This window comes from Kosakonia sp. MH5 (assembly GCF_009935945.1).
GTDB classification, from domain to species: Bacteria; Pseudomonadota; Gammaproteobacteria; order Enterobacterales; family Enterobacteriaceae; genus Kosakonia; species Kosakonia radicincitans.
In genome coordinates this window covers 232,287-252,073 of sequence record NZ_QODH01000006.1, presented here as the reverse complement: position 1 = coordinate 252,073, position 19,787 = coordinate 232,287, and the positions used below count along the sequence as shown (strand labels likewise).

General features: G+C 54.0%; 17 protein-coding genes. 3 read left to right on the top strand and 14 right to left on the bottom strand.

What is annotated here, in order from left to right; translation table 11 throughout:
- Positions 1 to 12: 12 nt before the first annotated feature.
- The 14 genes from murG to leuO all read right to left on the bottom strand — a co-directional run bounded on the left by murG (position 13) and on the right by leuO (position 16,465).
- Positions 13 to 1,080, bottom strand: coding sequence for an undecaprenyldiphospho-muramoylpentapeptide beta-N-acetylglucosaminyltransferase (gene murG / locus DK872_RS17315; protein WP_071920212.1), 1,068 nt, complete (start codon positions 1,078 to 1,080; stop codon positions 13 to 15).
- Positions 1,080 to 2,321, bottom strand: a complete 1,242-nt coding sequence (gene ftsW / locus DK872_RS17310; protein ID WP_007373147.1) for a cell division protein FtsW — start codon at positions 2,319 to 2,321, stop codon at positions 1,080 to 1,082. Before ftsW ends, murG begins: the two co-directional genes overlap by 1 nt.
- Positions 2,321 to 3,637 carry a UDP-N-acetylmuramoyl-L-alanine--D-glutamate ligase gene (murD, locus tag DK872_RS17305; protein ID WP_007373146.1) on the bottom strand — a complete coding sequence of 439 codons (1,317 nt, stop codon included), beginning with the start codon at positions 3,635 to 3,637 and terminating at the stop codon, positions 2,321 to 2,323. The genes ftsW and murD overlap by 1 nt, the downstream gene beginning before the upstream one ends.
- 2 nt (positions 3,638 to 3,639) lie before the next feature.
- Complete coding sequence (mraY, locus tag DK872_RS17300; RefSeq protein WP_007373145.1) at positions 3,640 to 4,722, bottom strand: phospho-N-acetylmuramoyl-pentapeptide-transferase; 1,083 nt, start codon at positions 4,720 to 4,722, stop codon at positions 3,640 to 3,642.
- Complete coding sequence (gene murF, locus DK872_RS17295) at positions 4,716 to 6,074, bottom strand: UDP-N-acetylmuramoyl-tripeptide--D-alanyl-D-alanine ligase (protein ID WP_007373144.1); 1,359 nt, start codon at positions 6,072 to 6,074, stop codon at positions 4,716 to 4,718. Before murF ends, mraY begins: the two co-directional genes overlap by 7 nt.
- Positions 6,071 to 7,558, bottom strand: coding sequence for a UDP-N-acetylmuramoyl-L-alanyl-D-glutamate--2,6-diaminopimelate ligase (gene murE / locus DK872_RS17290; protein WP_007373143.1), 1,488 nt, complete (start codon positions 7,556 to 7,558; stop codon positions 6,071 to 6,073). Before murE ends, murF begins: the two co-directional genes overlap by 4 nt.
- Positions 7,545 to 9,311, bottom strand: coding sequence for a peptidoglycan glycosyltransferase FtsI (locus tag DK872_RS17285; RefSeq protein WP_007373142.1), 1,767 nt, complete (start codon positions 9,309 to 9,311; stop codon positions 7,545 to 7,547). Before DK872_RS17285 ends, murE begins: the two co-directional genes overlap by 14 nt.
- A 25-nt stretch (positions 9,312 to 9,336) precedes the next feature.
- Entirely contained in the window at positions 9,337 to 9,702 is a 366-nt protein-coding gene (gene ftsL, locus DK872_RS17280; protein ID WP_007373141.1) for a cell division protein FtsL, read from the bottom strand.
- Complete coding sequence (rsmH, locus tag DK872_RS17275) at positions 9,699 to 10,640, bottom strand: 16S rRNA (cytosine(1402)-N(4))-methyltransferase RsmH (RefSeq protein ID WP_007373140.1); 942 nt, start codon at positions 10,638 to 10,640, stop codon at positions 9,699 to 9,701. Before rsmH ends, ftsL begins: the two co-directional genes overlap by 4 nt.
- A 2-nt stretch (positions 10,641 to 10,642) precedes the next feature.
- A complete protein-coding gene (mraZ, locus tag DK872_RS17270) occupies positions 10,643 to 11,101 on the bottom strand; it encodes a division/cell wall cluster transcriptional repressor MraZ (RefSeq protein WP_007373139.1) in 459 nt (152 codons plus the stop codon).
- A 617-nt stretch (positions 11,102 to 11,718) separates the two neighbouring features.
- The gene (gene cra / locus DK872_RS17265; RefSeq protein WP_043955019.1) at positions 11,719 to 12,723 is read right to left on the bottom strand and encodes a catabolite repressor/activator; all 1,005 of its coding nucleotides are present in this window, start codon (positions 12,721 to 12,723) and stop codon (positions 11,719 to 11,721) included.
- Between the two features lie 177 nt (positions 12,724 to 12,900).
- A complete protein-coding gene (gene ilvN, locus DK872_RS17260) occupies positions 12,901 to 13,392 on the bottom strand; it encodes an acetolactate synthase small subunit (protein ID WP_007373137.1) in 492 nt (163 codons plus the stop codon).
- Between the two features lie 2 nt (positions 13,393 to 13,394).
- Complete coding sequence (ilvI, locus tag DK872_RS17255; protein WP_064568436.1) at positions 13,395 to 15,119, bottom strand: acetolactate synthase 3 large subunit; 1,725 nt, start codon at positions 15,117 to 15,119, stop codon at positions 13,395 to 13,397.
- Positions 15,120 to 15,502: 383 nt separating this feature from the next.
- Complete coding sequence (gene leuO / locus DK872_RS17250; RefSeq protein ID WP_007373135.1) at positions 15,503 to 16,465, bottom strand: transcriptional regulator LeuO; 963 nt, start codon at positions 16,463 to 16,465, stop codon at positions 15,503 to 15,505.
- Between the two features lie 478 nt (positions 16,466 to 16,943).
- On the opposite strand from leuO, the gene leuL reads away from it, so the two are divergent.
- The 3 genes from leuL to leuB all read left to right on the top strand — a co-directional run bounded on the left by leuL (position 16,944) and on the right by leuB (position 19,785).
- Entirely contained in the window at positions 16,944 to 17,030 is an 87-nt protein-coding gene (gene leuL / locus DK872_RS28030; RefSeq protein ID WP_107146878.1) for a leu operon leader peptide, read from the top strand.
- A gap of 92 nt (positions 17,031 to 17,122) precedes the next feature.
- Positions 17,123 to 18,694 carry a 2-isopropylmalate synthase gene (gene leuA, locus DK872_RS17240; RefSeq protein ID WP_007373134.1) on the top strand — a complete coding sequence of 524 codons (1,572 nt, stop codon included), beginning with the start codon at positions 17,123 to 17,125 and terminating at the stop codon, positions 18,692 to 18,694.
- A complete protein-coding gene (leuB, locus tag DK872_RS17235; protein WP_007373133.1) occupies positions 18,694 to 19,785 on the top strand; it encodes a 3-isopropylmalate dehydrogenase in 1,092 nt (363 codons plus the stop codon). Before leuA ends, leuB begins: the two co-directional genes overlap by 1 nt.
- Positions 19,786 to 19,787: the final 2 nt, after the last annotated feature.

Here is a 19,787-nt window from a genome sequence, read left to right as displayed (position 1 = left end):
CGCCGCCAGTATTTACGCCTGAGCTGCCAGGCTGACTTCATTCGCCACGCGCTCGGTGGCATCCGGGATGGCCGCCGCGCGTGCGCGTTCCGCCATCGCCAGTAACGCTTCGCGATCCCACCCCGCCAACGTCGCGGCTACCGCATCAACGGTGAACTGCGGCTGTTCGAGGATCTTCGCAGCACCCGCTTTTTCCAGCGGTAATGCATTCCAGTACTGCTGACGATCTTTGTGCTGGAAAGGTACAAACAGCGCCGGTAAACCTGCGGCTGCGATTTCGCTGACCGTCAGCGCGCCTGAACGGCACACCACCACATCCGCCCACGCGTAGGCTTGCGCCATATCGTCAATAAATTCCGTCACTTTATGCTGCGGTTCGCCCGCGGCGGCATATGCTTGCTCAACATCCTGTTGCGCGCCTTTACCGCTCTGATGCCAGATGGTCACAGCATTGCCCAGCTTCGCCGCGACCTGCGGCATCGTCTGGTTCAGCACGCGCGCACCCTGCGAGCCGCCAACGACCAGCACGCGAACCGGCCCTTCACGGCCAGGTAAACGCTCCTGCGGTAGCGGCAGTGCCAGCACATCGATGCGCACCGGGTTTCCAACGACTTCCGCTTTTGGAAACGCACCGGGAAACGCCTGCATCACTTTGGTGGCGATTTTCGCCAGCCATTTATTTGTCAACCCGGCAATCCCGTTCTGCTCATGGAGCACTACCGGAATACCGAGCGACCAGGCAGCCAGCCCGCCAGGACCAGAGACATAACCGCCCATCCCCAGCACCACATCCGGCTTAAAGCGCTGCATGATGGCGCGAGCCTGTCGCCAGGCGTTAAAAATACGTACCGGAGCCAACAACTGCGCTTTGATCCCTTTGCCACGCAGGCCGGAGATACGGATAAAATCGATCTCGATACCGTGTTTGGGCACCAGATCGGCTTCCATGCGATCGGCGGTTCCGAGCCAGCGCACTTGCCAGCCCTGATCCATCAAATGGTGCGCAACTGCAAGCCCGGGGAAGACATGCCCGCCGGTACCGCCCGCCATCACCATTAACCGCTTTGGTTGACCACTCATCACAAACCTCGTGTAAACGCCTGGGCTTTTTCCAGACGCGTTTCATAATCTATGCGTAGCAGCAGCGTAATCGCCACTGACATAATCAGTAAGCTGGAACCACCGTAACTGATAAGCGGCAGAGTCAGCCCTTTGGTCGGCAGCATACCTGCCGCCGCACCGACATTAACCAGAGCCTGGAAGCTAAACCAGATACCAATCGAGCAGGCCAGGAAACCAGAGAAACGATGATCGATTTCCAGCGCTTTTCGCCCGATGGACATGGCGCGGAAAGCGACGAAGAATACCATTAAAAGTGCCACTACCACACCGATATAACCGAGTTCCTCCCCGATAATGGAGAAGATAAAGTCCGTATGTGCTTCAGGCAGATACTCCAGCTTCTGTATCGAATTTCCAAGCCCTTGCCCCCACAGCTCACCGCGACCAAATGCCATCAGCGACTGTGTTAACTGATAACCGCTACCGAAGGGATCTTCCCACGGGTTCCAGAAAGAGGTTACGCGGCGAATACGATACGGTTCGGCGAGGATCAGCAGCACAACCGCTGAAATCCCCATACCGATGATGGCGATGAACTGCCACAGTTTCGCCCCGGCAAGGAACAACATCGCCAGCGTGGTGATAAACAGCACCACCACCGTACCGAGGTCCGGCTGCGCCAACAGCAGAACCGCCAGCACCAGGATCACGCCCATCGGTTTGAGGAAGCCGCGCAGGTTATTACGCACTTCGTCCACCTTACGTACCAGGTAGTTAGCCAGGTAACAGAACAGCGACAACTTGGTGAACTCCGCTGGCTGAAAGCGCATGACTCCGAGGTCGATCCAACGAGAGGCCCCGTTGATCGAGCTACCAACCACCAGTACCACCAGCAGCATAATGATCGCGGCGATCAACATCGCCGAGCTGTATTTCTGCCAGAAATCCATCGGCAAACGCAGCGTGATCATCGACATACAAAACGCCAGGAACAGATACAGCGCATGACGCTTGGCAAAGAAGAAAGGATCGTCCGTCAGGCGTTGCCCTACCGGCATCGAAGCCGAGGTCACCATAATGAAACCGATCGCCGCCAGGCCCAGCGTCAACCACAACAACGTGCGGTCGTACATCACCAGACTGTCGGAATCTTTTTGCCGTGATCCCATAACCCAGCCTTTCAATGCCGTAAACAGCCATGCCAGGAGGCTAAATCCTGGCAGGCGCGGCATTCTCGGGCGTGGGAGCGTTAAACGCATCAGCCTAACTCCTGCGCCAGACGGGTAAAGACATCACCCCGTTGTTCGAAATTCTTGAACTGATCGAGGCTGGCGCAGGCTGGCGACAGCAGCACCATATCGCCCGGCTGCACGCGCGTGGCGATCAGACGCATTGCCTCTTCCATCGTTTCAACCTGATCGGCAATTTCCGGACGTAAATCCGCCAGCTCTCCACCATCGCGACCAAAGCAATAAAGACGAATACGATCGCCGCCGAGATAGCGCTTCAGCGGTGAGAAATCGGCAGATTTACCGTGCCCGCCCAACAAAAGATGCAGCGTACCGTCAACCTGCAAGCCGTTCAGCGCCGCCTCAGTGCTGCCGACGTTGGTCGCTTTCGAGTCGTTGATCCAGCGCACCCCGTTATGATCCAGCGCCAACTGGAAGCGGTGCGCCAGTCCGGTGAAGGTCGTCAGCGCCTTCAGGCTGCTTGCCCGCGGTAAACCAGCGGCATCTGCCAGCGCCAACGCCGCCAGCGCGTTGGTATAGTTGTGCTGGCCACTCAGCTTCATCTCTTTAACGTTCAGAACCTTTTCACCTTTTACACGCAGCCAGGTTTCGCCCTGCTGGCGGTTCAGGTGATAGTCGCCGACGTCAACGCCGAAACTCACGCAGCGCTCATCAGCACCCCGCACCGGCATGGTCAGCGCATCATCCGCGTTGACCACACATACTTTCGCGTTTTCGTAAACGCGCAGTTTTGCGGCGCGATACTGTTGCAGCCCGAACGGATAACGATCCATATGATCTTCCGTCACGTTCAGGATGGTTGCCGCCGCCGCGTGCAGGCTGAAAGTAGTTTCCAGTTGGAAGCTGGAAAGCTCCAGCACATAGAGCTCGCGGGCTTCATCAAGCAGCATCAACGCAGGCAGGCCAATATTGCCGCCAACGCCTACATTAACGCCTGCCGCCTCTGCCATTTCACCCACCAGTTTGGTGACGGTGCTTTTACCGTTTGAACCGGTAATCGCAATGACGGGCGCTTGTGCTTCGCGACAGAAGAGTTCGATATCGCCGACGATCTCAACGCCAGCATCGGCTGCCGCGCTCAGAGAAGGATGAGCCAGTGCGATGCCAGGGCTTGCGACAATAAGGTCGGCCGCCAGCAACCAGTCATCATTGAGACTACCAAGATGGCGCTCTACCGCTTCCGGCAGCTTATCCAGCCCCGGTGGCGAAACGCGCGTGTCCATAACGCGTGGCGTAACGCCGCGCGCGAGGAAAAAGTCAACGCAGGAAAGACCTGTCAGACCCAGACCGATAATGACGACTTTTTTACCCTGGTAATCTGCCATAATTAACGTACCTTCAGCGTTGCCAGGCCAATCAGCACCAGCATCAGCGAAATAATCCAGAAGCGCACGATCACGCGCGGTTCCGGCCAGCCTTTCAGTTCATAGTGATGGTGAATCGGCGCCATGCGGAAAATACGCTGGCCGCGCAATTTAAACGACCCCACCTGCAAAATCACCGACAGGGTTTCCACCACAAACACCCCGCCCATAATCACCAGCAAGAACTCCTGACGCAGCAACACGGCAATGATCCCCAACGCGCCGCCGAGAGCCAGTGAACCCACATCCCCCATGAAAACCTGCGCCGGATAGGTGTTGAACCACAAAAAGCCCAACCCTGCGCCGACAATCGCCGTGCAGACGATCACTAGCTCTCCCGCGTGACGCAGATAAGGGATATGCAGGTAGTTAGCAAAATTCATGTTACCGGTAGCCCAGGCCACCAACGCAAAGCCCGCGGCGACAAACACCGTCGGCATAATCGCCAGACCGTCAAGACCGTCCGTCAGGTTAACGGCGTTGCCGGTGCCGACAATCACAAAGTAAGCCAGCAGAATGTAGAAAAGGCCCAGTTGCGGCATCACATCTTTAAAGAAAGGCACCACCAGTTCTGTCGCTGGCGTATCTTTCCCCGCCAGGTAAAGCGCAAACGCCACGCCCAGCGCAATCAGCGACATCCAGAAATATTTCCAGCGAGCAATCAGGCCCTTGGTATCTTTACGCACCACTTTGCGGTAATCGTCAACAAAACCAATCGCACCGTAACCTACCAGTACAACCAGCACGCACCAGACATACGGGTTAGAGGGATAAGCCCACAGCAGTACGGAAACCACGATTGCCGTGAGGATCATAATTCCCCCCATCGTTGGCGTGCCGCGTTTACTGAAATGCGACTCCGGACCGTCGTTACGCACAACCTGGCCGAAAGAGAGTTTTTGCAGACGGGCAATCATGCGCGGCCCCATCCACAGAGAGATGAAGAGCGCGGTCAGCAGGCTGACAATGGCGCGAAACGTCAGGTAGGAAAAGACGTTAAAGCCGGAATAATATTTGACCAAATGTTCGGCCAGCCACACTAACATGTTCCATTCTCCTGTAATTCGCGTACCACCTCTTCCATGGCGGAACTACGTGAACCTTTCACCAAAATGGTAATAATCTGCTGTTCAGCGATCAGCGCCTTCAACCGCGCCACCACTGCCGCTTTATCGTTAAAATGTTCGCCAACACCGCTGGCAGCGCTCAGAGCCTTGCTCAGCTTACCGACGCTCAGCACTTTATCGATGCCAACGCCTTTAGCCGCTTCACCCACCTGAATGTGGCAGGCTTCGCTCTCATCGCCTAGCTCTGCCATATCGCCCACCACCATCACCCGGTAACCCGGCATTTCCGCCAGCACATGTGCGGCGGCGGTCATTGAACCGACGTTAGCGTTGTACGTGTCATCGAGCAGCAATTTATTTTCGCCCAGTTGCACCGGGAACAGACGCCCCGGCACCGCTTTCAGGTTTGCCAACCCTTTTTTCACTGCCGCCAGGCTAGCGCCCACCGCCATCGCCAGCGAGGTCGCTGCCAGCGCATTGGCAATATTGTGTCGTCCCGGCAGCGGCAGTGTCACATCCACATTGCCCATCGGGGTTTGCAGCGTGAACTCAGTTCCGTGCGAGGTCACATGAATGTTGGTGGCCGTAAAATCACTGTTCGCCGCATTTGGCGAGAAGCGCCACACTTTGCGAGCGCCAATAATGCTCTGCCAGTTCAGCCAGTCATTATTGTCAGCATTCATGATTGCCACACCGTTGGCAGGCAACCCGGTATAGATTTCTCCTTTGGCTTTCGCCACGCCCGCAAGCGATCCGAAGCCTTCCAGGTGTGCCGCCGCCAGGTTATTGACCAGAGCCGCTTCCGGGCGGGTAAGCCCGACGGTCCAGGCGATTTCCCCCTGGTGGTTCGCGCCCAGCTCAATCACCGCGTATTGATGTTCTTTGGTTAAACGCAGGAGCGTCATCGGCACGCCGATGTCGTTGTTCAGGTTTCCTGCGGTATAAAGCGTGTTGCCACATTCACTCAGAATGGCGGCCGTCATCTCTTTCACCGAGGTTTTGCCGGAAGAACCGGTTAACGCAACCACACGCGTCGGCACCTGCTGACGTACCCAGGCGCCCAGCTCGCCGAACGCCTGGCGAGTGTCTTTGACCAGCAGTTGCGGCAGATCGCAGTCCAGCTTACGGCTAACCAGTAGCGCGCCCGCGCCGCCCGCTTTAGCCTGTTCGGCAAAATCATGGGCATCGAAACGCTCGCCTTTCAGCGCCACAAACAGGCAGCCCGGCGTTAGTTTGCGGGTATCGCTGGTTACCGCATCAATCGTCGCATCCTGACCATGTAATTCACCCTGCAGAATGTCGGCAAGCTGGCTTAGAGTTACGCTAATCATGCCACTACCCCCAGCAAACGTGCCGCGGTGACGCGATCGGAGTAATCCAGTCGGTGCGTCCCGACAATCTGATAATCTTCATGGCCTTTGCCAGCCAGCAGAACCACATCATTCTCTTTCGCCTGCATAATGGTGTTGGTCACGGCTTCCGCACGCCCTTCGACCACATGCGCACGCCCGGCATCCAGCATACCGGCGAGAATATCGTTGATAATGGCGCGCGGCTCTTCGGTGCGCGGGTTATCGTCCGTCACCACCGGCACATCGGCGAACTGCTCAGCAATTGCGCCCATGAGCGGACGTTTACCTTTATCGCGATCGCCACCGCAACCAAACACGCACCACAGTTGACCGGTGCAGTGCAGACGTGCAGCCTGTAAGGCCTTTTCCAGCGCATCCGGCGTATGGGCATAATCCACCACCACCGTCGGTTTACCCGGCGCACTAAATACTTCCATGCGTCCGCAAACCGGCTGCAACTGTGAAGCGGTTTTCAGCAAATCGCTTAACGGATAACCCAGCGCCAGCAGCGTGGCCAGCGCCAGCAGCAGGTTACTGACGTTAAACGCGCCCATCAGACGGCTTTCGATTTCGCCTTGACCCCATGAAGAGTCAAAACGAATAGTCGCCCCGCTATCGTGGTACTCCACGCCGGTAGCCTTGAGCCAGCGGCCGTGACAATCCGGGTTGATATGGTCTTCCATCGATACCGCAACCGCATCCGGCAGATTCGCTAACCAACGGCGGCCCACTTCGTCATCGGCATTGATAATCGCCTGTCCGTAGTGGTGAGAGGAGAACAGCAGCCATTTCGCCGCTTCGTAATGCGCCATATCGCCGTGATAATCGAGGTGATCGCGGCTTAAATTGGTAAATACGCCAGCGGCAAACTTCAGCGCCGCCACGCGATGCTGTACCAGACCGTGGGAAGAGACTTCCATCGCGGCAAACGTCGCTTTCTGCGCAACCAGCCCGGCAATCACATGCTGAACATCCACCGCAGAGCCGGTGGTATTTTCAGTCGGGATGACTTTACCCAGCAGACCATTTCCGACCGTCCCCATCACTGCGCTGGTTTCGCCCACCAATTGGCTCCACTGCGCCAGCAGTTGCGTGGTCGTTGTTTTGCCGTTGGTGCCGGTTACGCCAATCAGGCGCAATTGTTCAGATGGTTCACCGTAAAAACGGCCCGCCAGCGCGGAAAGGCGCTCATTCAACTGGCTGAGGTAAATGACCGGAACGCCGTGCATTTCACGAATTTCACCGTCATTTGCTTCGTCTTTCGCTTCAGCAATAATGGCAGCAACACCTTGCGCAATCGCCTGCGGGATATATCGACGCCCGTCCGCCTGATGACCGACCACCGCCACAAAGAGATCGCCCGATGCAGCCGCACGGCTGTCGAGTGTCATCTCCCGCAGTGCTCGCTCCGGTGCGCCTGGCACCCACGGAGCGAGAAGGTCGCGCAAATTACGATCTGCCACCTGTACCCTCGCCTTGATTAATTACAAACTCACTTTTTTCGCCCGTGGTCAGCGCGTCCGGCTCAATGTTCATGGTGCGCAGAACGCCGCCCATGATGGCACCGAAGACCGGTGCGGACACGGCACCACCGTAGTATTTACCCGCTTGCGGATCGTTAATCACCACCACCAGCGCAAAGCGCGGGCGGCTGGCAGGCGCGACGCCAGCGGTGTAAGCAATATATTTGTTGATATAACGACCATCCGGGCCGACTTTTTTCGCCGTCCCGGTTTTGATAGCAATGCGATAGCCTTTGATGGCTGCTTTCACCCCGCCGCCGCCCGGCAGCGCAACGCTCTCCATCATATGCACCACGGTGCGCACGATAGACTCATTGAAAATGCGTTCGCCCGGCACGGGCGGGTCAACTTTGGTAATTGACAGAGGACGGTAGATACCGTAACTGCCAATCGTTGCGTAGACTCGTGCTAACTGTAACGGCGTTACCATTAGCCCATAGCCGAAAGAGAAGGTGGCCCTCTCTATGTCAGACCACCGTTGTTTTTGAGGAAATAAGCCACTGCGTTCCCCGACCATCCCCAAATTGGTCGTTTTTCCCAGTCCAAAACGTGAGTAAGTATCTACTAACGCTGAGGAGGGCATCGCTAACGCCAACTTCGAAACACCGACGTTACTCGACTTTTGTAGCACCCCGGTAAGGGTCAATTCGCTGTAGCGCGCCACGTCTTTGATTTCGTGGCCGTTAATTCGGTAAGGCACGGTGTTCAGCACCGTATTTGGCGTGACGACACCGCGCTGCAGCGCCGTCATTACCACCATGGGTTTCACCGTCGAACCCGGTTCAAAAACGTCGGTGATCGCGCGGTTACGCATTGCATCCTTCGACGTGCCGGTGAAGTTGTTCGGGTTGTAGGAAGGGCTATTGGCCATTGCCAACACTTCGCCGGTGTTCACATCAACCAGCACTGCGCTTCCGGATTCAGCCTTATTAAACGCCACCGCGTTATTCAGCTCGCGATAAACCAGCGCCTGCAAGCGTTCATCAATGCTCAGCGCCAGGTTATGCGCAGCCTGGCTGTCGGTGGAAGAGATATCTTCAATAACGCGCCCGTAGCGATCTTTACGCACAATACGTTCGCCAGGTTGGCCGGTAAGCCATTTGTCAAAGCTCTTCTCAACGCCTTCGATCCCCTGACTATCTACGTTAGTAAAACCGATAAGGTGAGCGGTCACTTCCCCGGAAGGATAGTAACGGCGGGATTCCTCACGCAGATGAATCCCCGGCAACTTGAGCTTTTTAATATACTCCCCGAGATCGGGGTTCACCTGGCGCGCCAGATAGATGAAACGCATCTTCGGGTTGGCATTAATGCGGGAAGCCAGCTGATCCAATGGCATGTTCAGCGCGTCAGAGAGCGCTTTCCAGCGGTTATCCAACGTGACGCCGCCAGCATCATGTAACTCTTTTGGATCGGCCCAAATCGCTTTCACCGGCACACTAACAGCCAGCGGACGCCCGGAGCGGTCGGTAATCATTCCACGCGACGTTGCGACTTCCTGCACGCGCAAGGAACGCATATCCCCTTCGCGCACCAGCATTTCCGGATTGATAACCTGCAGCCAGGCGACACGCCCAAGCAGAAACGCCATCGCCAGCAGAATGCAACCGCAAAGCAACGCAAAACGCCAACTCACAAAGTTGGCCTGTTCTTCCTGGCGTTTCGGTTTAAGCGTTTTCGCCGCTGCTTTCATGCGTCGCGTAATTCCTTATTCATTTCTATTTCTGCACTACGATATTTTCCTGAGAGGGATCCACGTGCTGCATTTGCAGCTTTTCCGTCGCAATCCGTTCAACCCGGCTGTGATCGCCGAGCGCATTCTCTTCAAGAATCAGGTTGCGCCATTCGATATCCAGCGCGTCGCGCTCGAGAACAAGTTGTTCACGCTGCGCGGTTAATAAACGTGTGTGGTGAGAGGTAGTAACAACCGTCACTGCCGTCATGATGATGCAAATGAACAGACAGAGTGGCAGTTTCCCAAATCGCAAAAGATCGTCGCCGATCACGCCAGGCAAGGCATGGCGCTCGTTGCTTCCTAACGATCCTTTCACTTTGCTTAGGGTTTCTGTCACTCTGCCGATCATGCGTTCGTCCTCTCTGCAATGCGCAGAACTGAACTACGGGCACGTGGGTTTTCAGCCACTTCTTCTTCGCCCGGCATCAACTTTCCTAAGGCTCGCAACTGACGGCCACCCAGTTTCCTGAGTTGCTCTTCGGTCATCGGCAGCCCGGCAGGAACCTGCGGGCCGCGGCTTTGCTCACGCATGAAGCGTTTCACAATGCGATCTTCCAGAGAATGGAAGCTGATTACCGAAAGCCGCCCTCCCGGGGCAAGCACGCCGAGCGAGTTTTTTAGCGCCAGCTCTATTTCCTCCAGTTCACTGTTTACCCAAATGCGCACCGCCTGGAAGGTACGGGTCGCGGGATGTTTGAACTTATCTTTCACCGGTGTTGCCGCCGCAACGACTTCCGCCAGCTCTTTAGTGCGGGTCATCGGGTCGAGGCGGTTACGCTCTACAATGGCGCGCGCGATACGTTTAGCAAAACGCTCCTCGCCAAAGGTTTTCAGCACCCAGGCGATGTCTGCTTCTTCAGCTGTTTGCAGCCATTCGGCAGCAGACTGGCCGCGAGTGGGATCCATCCGCATATCAAGCGGACCATCGCGCATGAAGGAGAAGCCGCGCTCAGGATCGTCAAGCTGCGGTGAAGAGACACCAAGATCGAGAAGAATACCGTCGATCTTGCCAACAAGTTCGCGCTCGCTGACATAATCAGCAAGCGCAGAGAAAGGACCATGAATGATGGAGAAGCGGGGATCATCAATGGTTTGGGCTACAGCAATTGCCTGTGGATCGCGATCGATCGCCAGCAAGCGTCCTTCCGCACCCAAACGGGAGAGGATCAGGCGCGAGTGACCACCGCGACCAAAAGTGCCATCGATGTAGATGCCATCCGGACGAATATTCAGGCCATTAACGGCCTCATCCAGCAGCACCGTCGTATGTTTAAAATTTTCCATCATCATTACAGAGACAAATCCTGCAACCGATCTGAAAGTGCTTCAGAACCCGATTGCTCAGCGTCGATATCTTCCCTGACCTGTTGATACCAGGTCGTTTCGTCCCACAGCTCAAATTTATTGAACTGCCCGACCAGCATCACTTCTTTGGTTAGCCCGGCATGCTGCCGTAAAACAGGCGCAATCAATAAACGCCCGGCGCTATCCATCTGGCACTCGCTGGCATGCCCCAGCAATAAACGTTGTACGCGTCGTTCAAGCGGATTCATGCTCGACAGGCGCGCCAGTTTTTGCTCAATAATTTCCCATTCAGGAAGGGGATAAAGCAGCAGACATGAATGGCGAATGTCGATGGTACACACCATCTGACCGGAGGCATTCTCCAGCAGCAAATCCCGATAACGGGTCGGAACGGCTAACCGCCCTTTGCTGTCGAGATTGACTAACGTCGCGCCACGGAACATGTCCGATTCACCCCCAAGTGACCATTTTCACCACTTTATCCCACAAATCCCCACCAAGGGAGTTTACGGAGCGGAGGAAAAGCTTGTCAAGCCAGCACAAAGGCTAACCAGAACAAAAGATCTCTTATTTGCAGCGAATATCTGCAAAGGTGAAATAGTGCTCAACTTACGAGGCAAATTAACGTCATGAATATTTGCAAGAAAAAAAACAGAATATGCGTATCCGCGTTTAAAACCATTTGATTTCTGCGCGCGAAATATAAAGTGTCAGTTTGCGACGCGGGCGGCATTTTAAGACATATCAACCCAACTGAACAGCACCAGTTGCATCCGTTCACACTCAGCGCGACGGCAGAGCCACTAAGGAAATAGCCCTACGCTGATAATGGATGCTATAGAAGAAAGGTAACACTTTTCTGAGATGTAACAATTTAAGACAGAAATCATAATTACTGCTTTAAAAATATCCTTTTAAAACCCGATTTAAAGAAGCAATTAGAATTAACTTATCACGTCCCGTTTAAAAATTAAGGATTTATCTTAGGAGCCAACAGGGAATAATTTGATTCAAGGTAAGACAAAACAAAAAAGGCAGCTTACGCTGCCTTTATCTGAACTTATACGCGGCTTAATATCCCGCGACGATAGAGATTACGCCGGATACGGCTAAGACCCGCTTTCGGCTTACGCGGTTCGTCGAGGCTTGCCAGCACAATTTCCAGAACCCGCTCCGCAACATCGCGATGGCGCTGCGCCACCGCCAGTACCGGACATTGCAGGAAATCGAGCAATTCGTGATCGCCAAAAGTCGCGATCGCCAGATCCGACGGCAATTTACCGTCGCGACGTAACGTAACGTCAAGCACGCCCTGCAATAATGCAAACGAGGTTATAAACATCGCCTGCGGCATTGGGTTAGTTTCCAGCCATTTATCAAATAGCTGGGCGGCTGCTTCACGCTCGTAGCTATTGGCATAGAGATACTGCACTTCACGCGGATCGTCTTTCCACGCCGTGCGGAAACCCTGCTCACGCAGGAAACTAACAGAGAGTTCTGGTAACGCCCCAAGGTAAAGCACGCGCTCCGCCGGAAACTTACGCAGCTCTGCGGCCAGCATCTCCGAATCATCCTGATCGGCACCAACAACGCTGGTGAAGTGTTCACGATCCAGCGCGCGATCCAACGCGACAATCGGGAACGAATCATTAGCCCAGCGCTGATAGAACGGATGCTCTGGCGGCAATGAGGTGGAGACAATAATAGCGTCCACCTGCCGCTGCAACAGGTGCTCGATACAGCGCATTTCATTATCGGGTTGATCTTCCGAGCAGGCGATCAGTAACTGGTAACCGCGCTGACGCGCCTGACGCTCCAGATAGTTGGCAATGCGGGTGTAGCTTGTGTTTTCAAGATCGGGGATCACCAGCCCAATCGAACGAGTGCGTCCTGCGCGCAGGCCAGCTGCCACCGCATTTGGGTGGTAGTTATGCTCACGAACAACCGCCATCACTTTCTCAACGGTTTTGTCGCTGACACGATACTGCTTCGCCTTACCATTGATGACGTAGCTTGCCGTGGTTCGTGAGACGCCGGCTAGCCGGGCGATTTCATCCAGTTTCACAATTGCCCCTTAAATTAATGTACTCCATAACCTTTTTAGGGATATAGGTTAAAATCCTTAACATCTAAGCGCAGAATACTCACTCCGGCAACCGCTTTCGTGTCTGGTTCCGGCGGATTTCGCAAAAAAAAGCCCGGCGTAGAACACCGGGCCTGTAAATATGGAAGGTTATTCTATTCAGCGCATGATTTTATCGCCGCGCGACAACCCCACCACACCGGAGCGCGCAACTTCAACAATTTTCGCCACATCACGAATGGTGGCTAAAAACGCATCCAGCTTGTCACTGGTGCCTGCGAGCTGAACCGTGTAAATCGATGGCGTAACGTCAATGATCTGTCCGCGGAAGATCTCAGCGTTGCGTTTCACCTCTTCGCGACCGTAACCGCTGGCCTGAATCTTCACCAGCATGATTTCACGCTCAACATATGCCCCCTGCCCCAGCTCGTTTACGCGTAACACATCGACCAGCTTGTGCAGTTGCTTTTCGATCTGCTCCAGCACTTTTTGATCGCCGACAGTCTGGATCGTCATCCGCGATAAGGTAGGATCGTCAGTCGGCGCAACGGTCAGGCTTTCTATGTTGTAACCGCGCTGAGAGAACAGGCCAATCACGCGCGATAACGCGCCCGATTCATTTTCCAGTAATACAGACAGTATCCGGCGCATAATCAGGTTCTCTCCGTTTTGCTTAACCACATCTCATCCATGCCGCCGCCGCGGATCTGCATCGGATAAACGTGTTCACTACCGTCAACGGTAACGTCAACAAACACCAGGCGATTGTTTTTCACCTGCTCCAGCGCTTCCGCCAGCTTCGCCTCCAGCTCATCCGGACGCGTAATACGAATTCCCACATGGCCATAAGCTTCTGCCAGGCGCGCAAAATCAGGCAACGACTCCATATAAGATTGTGAATGGCGGCCGGAATAGATCATGTCCTGCCACTGCTTCACCATCCCCAGATAGCGGTTATTGAGGTTCAATACCAGCACCGGTAGTTCATACTGCAAGGCCGTAGAGAGTTCCTGAATGTTCATCTGGATACTGCCATCGCCGGTCACGCAGATAACCGTCTCCTCGGGCAGTGCCATCTTCACACCGAGCGCAGCGGGTAAACCAAAACCCATCGTGCCCAGCCCACCGGAGTTGATCCAGCGGCGCGGTTTATCAAAACGGTAGTAGAGCGCGGCAAACATCTGATGCTGGCCAACATCGGAAGTAACGTAAGCGTCGCCATTCGTCAAACGCCAGATAGCTTCAATCACTGCCTGCGGTTTGATCTTTTCACTCTGGGTGTCATATTTCAGGCACTGACGCGCGCGCCACTGTTCAATGCGCAACCACCAGTCACGGATCTCATCCAGTGGCTGCGGCTGCTCTTCCTGCTCCAGCAGTTCGAGCATTTGTTCCAGAACCAGCCGCGCATCGCCGACAATAGGCACATCCGCCTGTACGGTCTTGGAAATGGAAGTGGGGTCGATATCGATATGCAGAACCGTCGCATCCGGACAGTACTTCGCCAGATTATTGGTAGTGCGATCGTCAAAACGCACGCCAACCGCGAAAATGACATCGGAGTGGTGCATCGTCATATTGGCTTCGTAAGTCCCGTGCATGCCCAGCATGCCCAGCGCCTGACGATGCGATGCCGGAAACGCGCCCAGCCCCATTAAGGAGGAGACCACTGGCAAATTCAGTTTTTCAGCCAACTGACGCAACTGAGCTTCGCACGCGGAGTTAATCGCACCGCCGCCCACATAGACCACCGGCCTCTTCGCCGCCACCAGCGTTTGCAAAGCGCGCTTGATTTGCCCTTTGTGACCCTGTGTCGTCGGGTTATAAGATCGCATGCTGACAGATTCCGGCCAGAAATAGGGCAGCTTGTTGGCCGGGTTCATAATATCTTTCGGCAGATCCACCACCACCGGCCCCGGACGCCCACTGGCTGCCAGCCAGAACGCTTTCTTTAATACGCCGGGAATATCTTCGGTTTGTTTGACCAGGAAGCTGTGCTTCACCACCGGGCGGGAAATCCCCACCATGTCGCACTCCTGAAACGCGTCATAGCCAATCAGCGACGTTGCAACCTGCCCGGAAAGCACCACCAGCGGGATAGAATCCATATAAGCGGTGGCGATACCCGTGATTGCATTCGTCGCACCAGGGCCAGACGTGACCAGTACCACCCCAACCTCACCCGTTGCCCGCGCCAGCCCATCGGCCATATGCACTGCAGCCTGCTCATGACGTACCAACACATGTTCAATACCGCCAACAGTATGCAGGGCATCGTAGATATCCAGGACTGCGCCTCCGGGGTAGCCGAATACTTTCTTTACGCCTTGATCGATAAGCGATCGGACGACCATCTCGGCTCCAGACAACATCTCCATGCTTTGCCTCCAGGCTTATATTTGTCGACTGGGCGGAATTCATTTCCACGCTGTCGCTCTGTTCAGAGCAGGAAACCCTGCATTCTGATTATGAATGGCAGTTACCATAACCGCTCAAAATCTGGCAGGCAATTAGCAAACCGCAGACGTCAACGGCGTACAAAAGAGGAAAAACAATGCGAGAGCTGCAGATTTGGTGAAAACATCTGTGATAAGGAAAGACGATGACCATTCATCATCCAAATGGCATGTTGTACAGAAAATCATGCATTTTTCGCACGACACGGGAAGTCGCTGACGACCGAAATTGAAATAAAATACTCCCCATTCAGGATTAAGCAGAATAAACCGACTAAACAAGCCCGATCTATTCTGCGAGCGGATTACAGCGTACAAACCGAAGTCAGTAACTCTTCCATCCACTGGTGGCCTTTATCGCGGCCTGCCGCTTCATGCCACGAGAGATAGCAGGTACGAGTATTAAGCGCCAGCGGCAAAGGTAATACCTGCAATGGCAAGCCATGAGTAAATCGTTCAACCAACCAACGCGGCGCAATCGTCACCAAATGCGTTTGCGCGACAATGTTTAATACGCTGGTGACTGCCATTCCCTGATAGGCAATACGGCTCTTCTTTTCCGCCGTATCATACCAGGGCTGACTAAAGGAAGCATAACGGTCCAGCGAGACCACTGCATGTTGTTCATTGAATACATCAGCTTCCGTAACAAGATTCGCCATGCGCGGATGTTCTTTACTGGTCACCAGTACCATTTCGTCTTTAAATAATGGAACGCAAGAGAATTCCGGACGACGAAACTCTTCGTAGCCGATCACAAATTCAATTTCCTGGTAACGCAATTGATGCTCAGTACTGTGATTAAGATCGGCTTTAAACACCAGATTAATATTAGGCGCAGCCTTTTCAACGCTATTGTAAATAATTGACGTTAAGAGATTATCCAGCGGACTGCATACACAAAGATTAAATACACGCTCACTGCTCAGTGGATCAAATCCCGAGCCGGGCAACTCATTTTGTACCAACTGCAATGCCTGACGGATTGAGCCAAACAGCTGATATGAACGCGCAGTGGGTTGAATCCCACGGCCGTAGCGGACAAAGAGCTCGTCATTAAACATGACTTTAAGCCGCGCAACGGCATTACTCACTGCGGGTTGAGACATTCCCAGCGCGTGCGCCGCACGGGTAATGTTTTGTTCCTGCATCACCGCATCAAAAACGGTAAGCAAATTAAGATCTACTGAACGCAACTGTGGTTTGTCCACATCGACAATCTGATGATTATCAATAGTTTCCCCTGGAACATTGCAATCCGTCGTCATGATAAAACTCCCTTAACTGTGTAATAATAATATTCAGGAAGATGATTTATCATGCATATAGCATTATTAGAAGCATGGCGTGAAAAATTAGGAATATTTAAAGCTCCCTTTTTATATTTTTTTCAAGGATAATTGCGCCGATAAATAATGCGATAACCAGTGACGGATTAATATATTTTTACTTTATCAAACATTCCGCAACTCATCTGATGATAAAGATAACAGCCATCCATTCCATAACGCAAAGCGTAAAAGGGTTGTTCTGTAAATTTATCTTTAAATTAGTGATTGTCCACTAAAAAATACTTCAATAGTAATTCGCACGAAATACGCATTTCATTCTACGGTACAGAATAATTAACTGAAAAGCAGCCATACAACCCACCTGTTCTGAGGATGGTTTTCAGGAGCAGGGGTTGACTTTAACAAGCGTATCCAGTACCACTAAAAGCATATCGTTTTTCCTGGAGCTTGATTCATGATTCGCAACGTCGGTTTCGCTGGTCTACTACTACTAAACGCATCTCTTGTGCGCGGTAGACCGGTGGACGACATTCAGAGCTGAATTGTCTGCCAGTTAAGACAGAAAACCCGCGCCTTGGCGCGGGTTTTTTTATGCTCGTAGCGAGGCGACCTCAGATAACAAGGACCTAAACCATGAGCCAGCAAGTCGTTATTTTCGATACCACATTACGTGATGGTGAACAGGCGTTACAGGCAAGCCTGAGCGTGAAAGAGAAGCTGCAAATCGCCCTGGCGCTGGAACGTATGGGCGTCGATGTGATGGAAGTCGGCTTTCCGGTTTCGTCCCCGGGTGACTTTGAATCCGTACAAACCATCGCGCGCCAGGTGAAAAACAGCCGCGTTTGCGCCCTCGCCCGCTGTGTTGAAAAAGATATTGATGTCGCCGCAGAATCCCTGAAAGTCGCTGAAGCGTTCCGCATCCATACGTTTATCGCCACCTCGCCGATGCACATCGCCACCAAGCTGCGCAGTACGCTGGATGAAGTGATTGAACGTGCAGTTTATATGGTCAAACGCGCACGTAACTATACCGATGACGTAGAGTTCTCTTGCGAAGATGCAGGCCGCACGCCAATCGACGATCTGGCGCGAGTGGTCGAAGCTGCGATCAACGCCGGGGCGAAAACCATCAACATCCCGGATACCGTCGGCTACACCATGCCGTTTGAATTCGCCAATATCATCACCGGCTTGTATGACCGCGTACCGAACATCGATAAAGCCATTATCTCCGTACATACCCATGATGATTTAGGCCTGGCCGTTGGCAACGCCATCGCAGCGGTACACGCCGGTGCGCGCCAGGTTGAAGGTGCGATGAACGGTATCGGCGAACGTGCCGGTAACTGTTCGCTGGAAGAGGTGATCATGGCGATTAAGGTGCGCAAAGACATTATGAACGTGCACACCCGCATCAATCACAATGAAATCTGGCGTACAAGCCAGACCGTCAGCCAGATCTGCAATATGCCGATTCCGGCGAACAAAGCGATTGTCGGCACCGGCGCTTTCGCCCACTCCTCCGGTATTCACCAGGATGGCGTGCTGAAAAACCGCGAAAACTACGAAATCATGACTCCGGAATCCATTGGCCTGAATCAGGTGCAGTTAAACCTGACTTCCCGTTCCGGCCGTGCGGCGGTGAAACATCGGATGGAAGAGATGGGTTACCAGGAAGCCGATTACAACCTGGATAACCTGTACGAAGCGTTCCTGAAACTGGCGGATAAAAAAGGCCAGGTCTTCGATTACGACCTGGAAGCGCTGGCATTCATTAACAAACAGCAGGAAGAGCCAGAACATTTCCGTCTGGACTACTTCAGCGTGCAGTCCGGCTCCAACGACATCGCAACCGCCTCTATTAAGCTGGCCTGTGGCGATGAAATTAAAACCGAAGCCGCCAATGGTAACGGCCCGGTTGATGCCATCTACCAGGCCATTAACCGCGTCACCGAGTACGACATCGAGCTGGTGAAATATGGTCTCAGCGCCAAAGGCCACGGCAAAGATGCGCTGGGGCAGGTTGATATCGTTGCCAATTACAATGGCCGCCGCTTCCACGGTGTAGGTCTGGCGACCGATATCGTTGAGTCCTCAGCCAAAGCCATGGTGCACGTGCTGAACAATATCTGGCGCGCAGCCGAAGTCGAAAAAGAGTTGCAACGCAAAGCGCAGAACAAAGAGAACAACAAGGAAACCGTGTGATGTCGAAGAATTATCATATTGCTGTGTTACCGGGTGACGGTATTGGTCCGGAAGTCATGGCGCAAGCCCTGAAAGTACTGGAAGCCGTGCGTAGCCGTTTTGGCATGCACATTACCACCAGCCATTATGACGTGGGCGGTATCGCCATCGACCGCCATGGCAACCCGCTGCCACAGGCAACCGTTGAAGGCTGCGAGCAGGCCGATGCCATTCTGTTTGGCTCCGTTGGCGGCCCGAAATGGGAAAATCTGCCGCCGGCACAGCAACCGGAGCGCGGTGCGCTGCTGCCGCTGCGTAAGCACTTCAAATTATTCAGCAACCTGCGCCCGGCCAAACTGTACCAGGGGCTGGAAGCTTTCTGCCCGCTGCGTGAAGATATCGCCGCTAACGGCTTCGATATTCTGTGCGTACGTGAACTGACTGGCGGCATCTACTTCGGCCAGCCGAAGGGCCGTGAAGGCAGCGGCCAGCACGAGAAGGCCTTCGATACCGAGGTCTATCACCGTTTTGAAATCGAGCGTATCGCGCGTATTGCGTTTGAATCGGCGCGTAAACGCCGTAAAAAAGTGCACTCGATTGATAAAGCCAACGTTCTGCAAACTTCTCTGCTGTGGCGCGAAATCGTCAACGAAATCGCCAGCGAATATCAGGATGTTGAACTGGCGCATATGTATATCGACAACGCCACCATGCAGCTGATTAAAGATCCGTCCCAGTTTGACGTGCTGCTGTGCTCTAACCTGTTCGGCGACATCCTCTCCGATGAGTGTGCGATGATCACCGGCTCGATGGGTATGCTGCCTTCAGCAAGCCTGAACGAACAAGGTTTTGGTCTGTACGAACCGGCGGGTGGCTCCGCGCCGGATATCGCCGGTAAAAATATTGCGAACCCGATTGCGCAGATCCTGTCGCTGGCGCTGCTGCTGCGCTACAGCCTGGACGCGGGTGAAGCGGCTTCCGCGATCGAAAGCGCAATCAACCGTGCATTAGAAGAAGGCGTGCGTACCGGTGATTTAGCCCGTGGCGCTGCGGCTGTCAGTACCGATGAAATGGGCGACATCATTGCCCGTTATGTCGCCGAAGGGGTGTAATC

Excerpts from the sequence above, each read along its gene's own strand:
- murG (WP_071920212.1), bottom strand. The coding sequence starts at position 1,080 with ATGAGTGGTCAACCAAAGCGGTTAATGGTGATGGCGGGCGGTACCGGC.
- ftsW (WP_007373147.1), bottom strand. The coding sequence starts at position 2,321 with ATGCGTTTAACGCTCCCACGCCCGAGAATGCCGCGCCTGCCAGGATTT.
- murD (WP_007373146.1), bottom strand. The coding sequence starts at position 3,637 with ATGGCAGATTACCAGGGTAAAAAAGTCGTCATTATCGGTCTGGGTCTG.
- mraY (WP_007373145.1), bottom strand. The coding sequence starts at position 4,722 with ATGTTAGTGTGGCTGGCCGAACATTTGGTCAAATATTATTCCGGCTTT.
- murF (WP_007373144.1), bottom strand. The coding sequence starts at position 6,074 with ATGATTAGCGTAACTCTAAGCCAGCTTGCCGACATTCTGCAGGGTGAA.
- DK872_RS17285 (WP_007373142.1), bottom strand. The coding sequence starts at position 9,311 with ATGAAAGCAGCGGCGAAAACGCTTAAACCGAAACGCCAGGAAGAACAG.
- ftsL (WP_007373141.1), bottom strand. The coding sequence starts at position 9,702 with ATGATCGGCAGAGTGACAGAAACCCTAAGCAAAGTGAAAGGATCGTTA.
- rsmH (WP_007373140.1), bottom strand. The coding sequence starts at position 10,640 with ATGATGGAAAATTTTAAACATACGACGGTGCTGCTGGATGAGGCCGTT.
- mraZ (WP_007373139.1), bottom strand. The coding sequence starts at position 11,101 with ATGTTCCGTGGCGCGACGTTAGTCAATCTCGACAGCAAAGGGCGGTTA.
- ilvN (WP_007373137.1), bottom strand. The coding sequence starts at position 13,392 with ATGCGCCGGATACTGTCTGTATTACTGGAAAATGAATCGGGCGCGTTA.
- ilvI (WP_064568436.1), bottom strand. The coding sequence starts at position 15,119 with ATGGAGATGTTGTCTGGAGCCGAGATGGTCGTCCGATCGCTTATCGAT.
- leuO (WP_007373135.1), bottom strand. The coding sequence starts at position 16,465 with ATGACGACGGATTGCAATGTTCCAGGGGAAACTATTGATAATCATCAG.
- leuL (WP_107146878.1), top strand. The coding sequence starts at position 16,944 with ATGATTCGCAACGTCGGTTTCGCTGGTCTACTACTACTAAACGCATCT.
- leuA (WP_007373134.1), top strand. The coding sequence starts at position 17,123 with ATGAGCCAGCAAGTCGTTATTTTCGATACCACATTACGTGATGGTGAA.
- leuB (WP_007373133.1), top strand. The coding sequence starts at position 18,694 with ATGTCGAAGAATTATCATATTGCTGTGTTACCGGGTGACGGTATTGGT.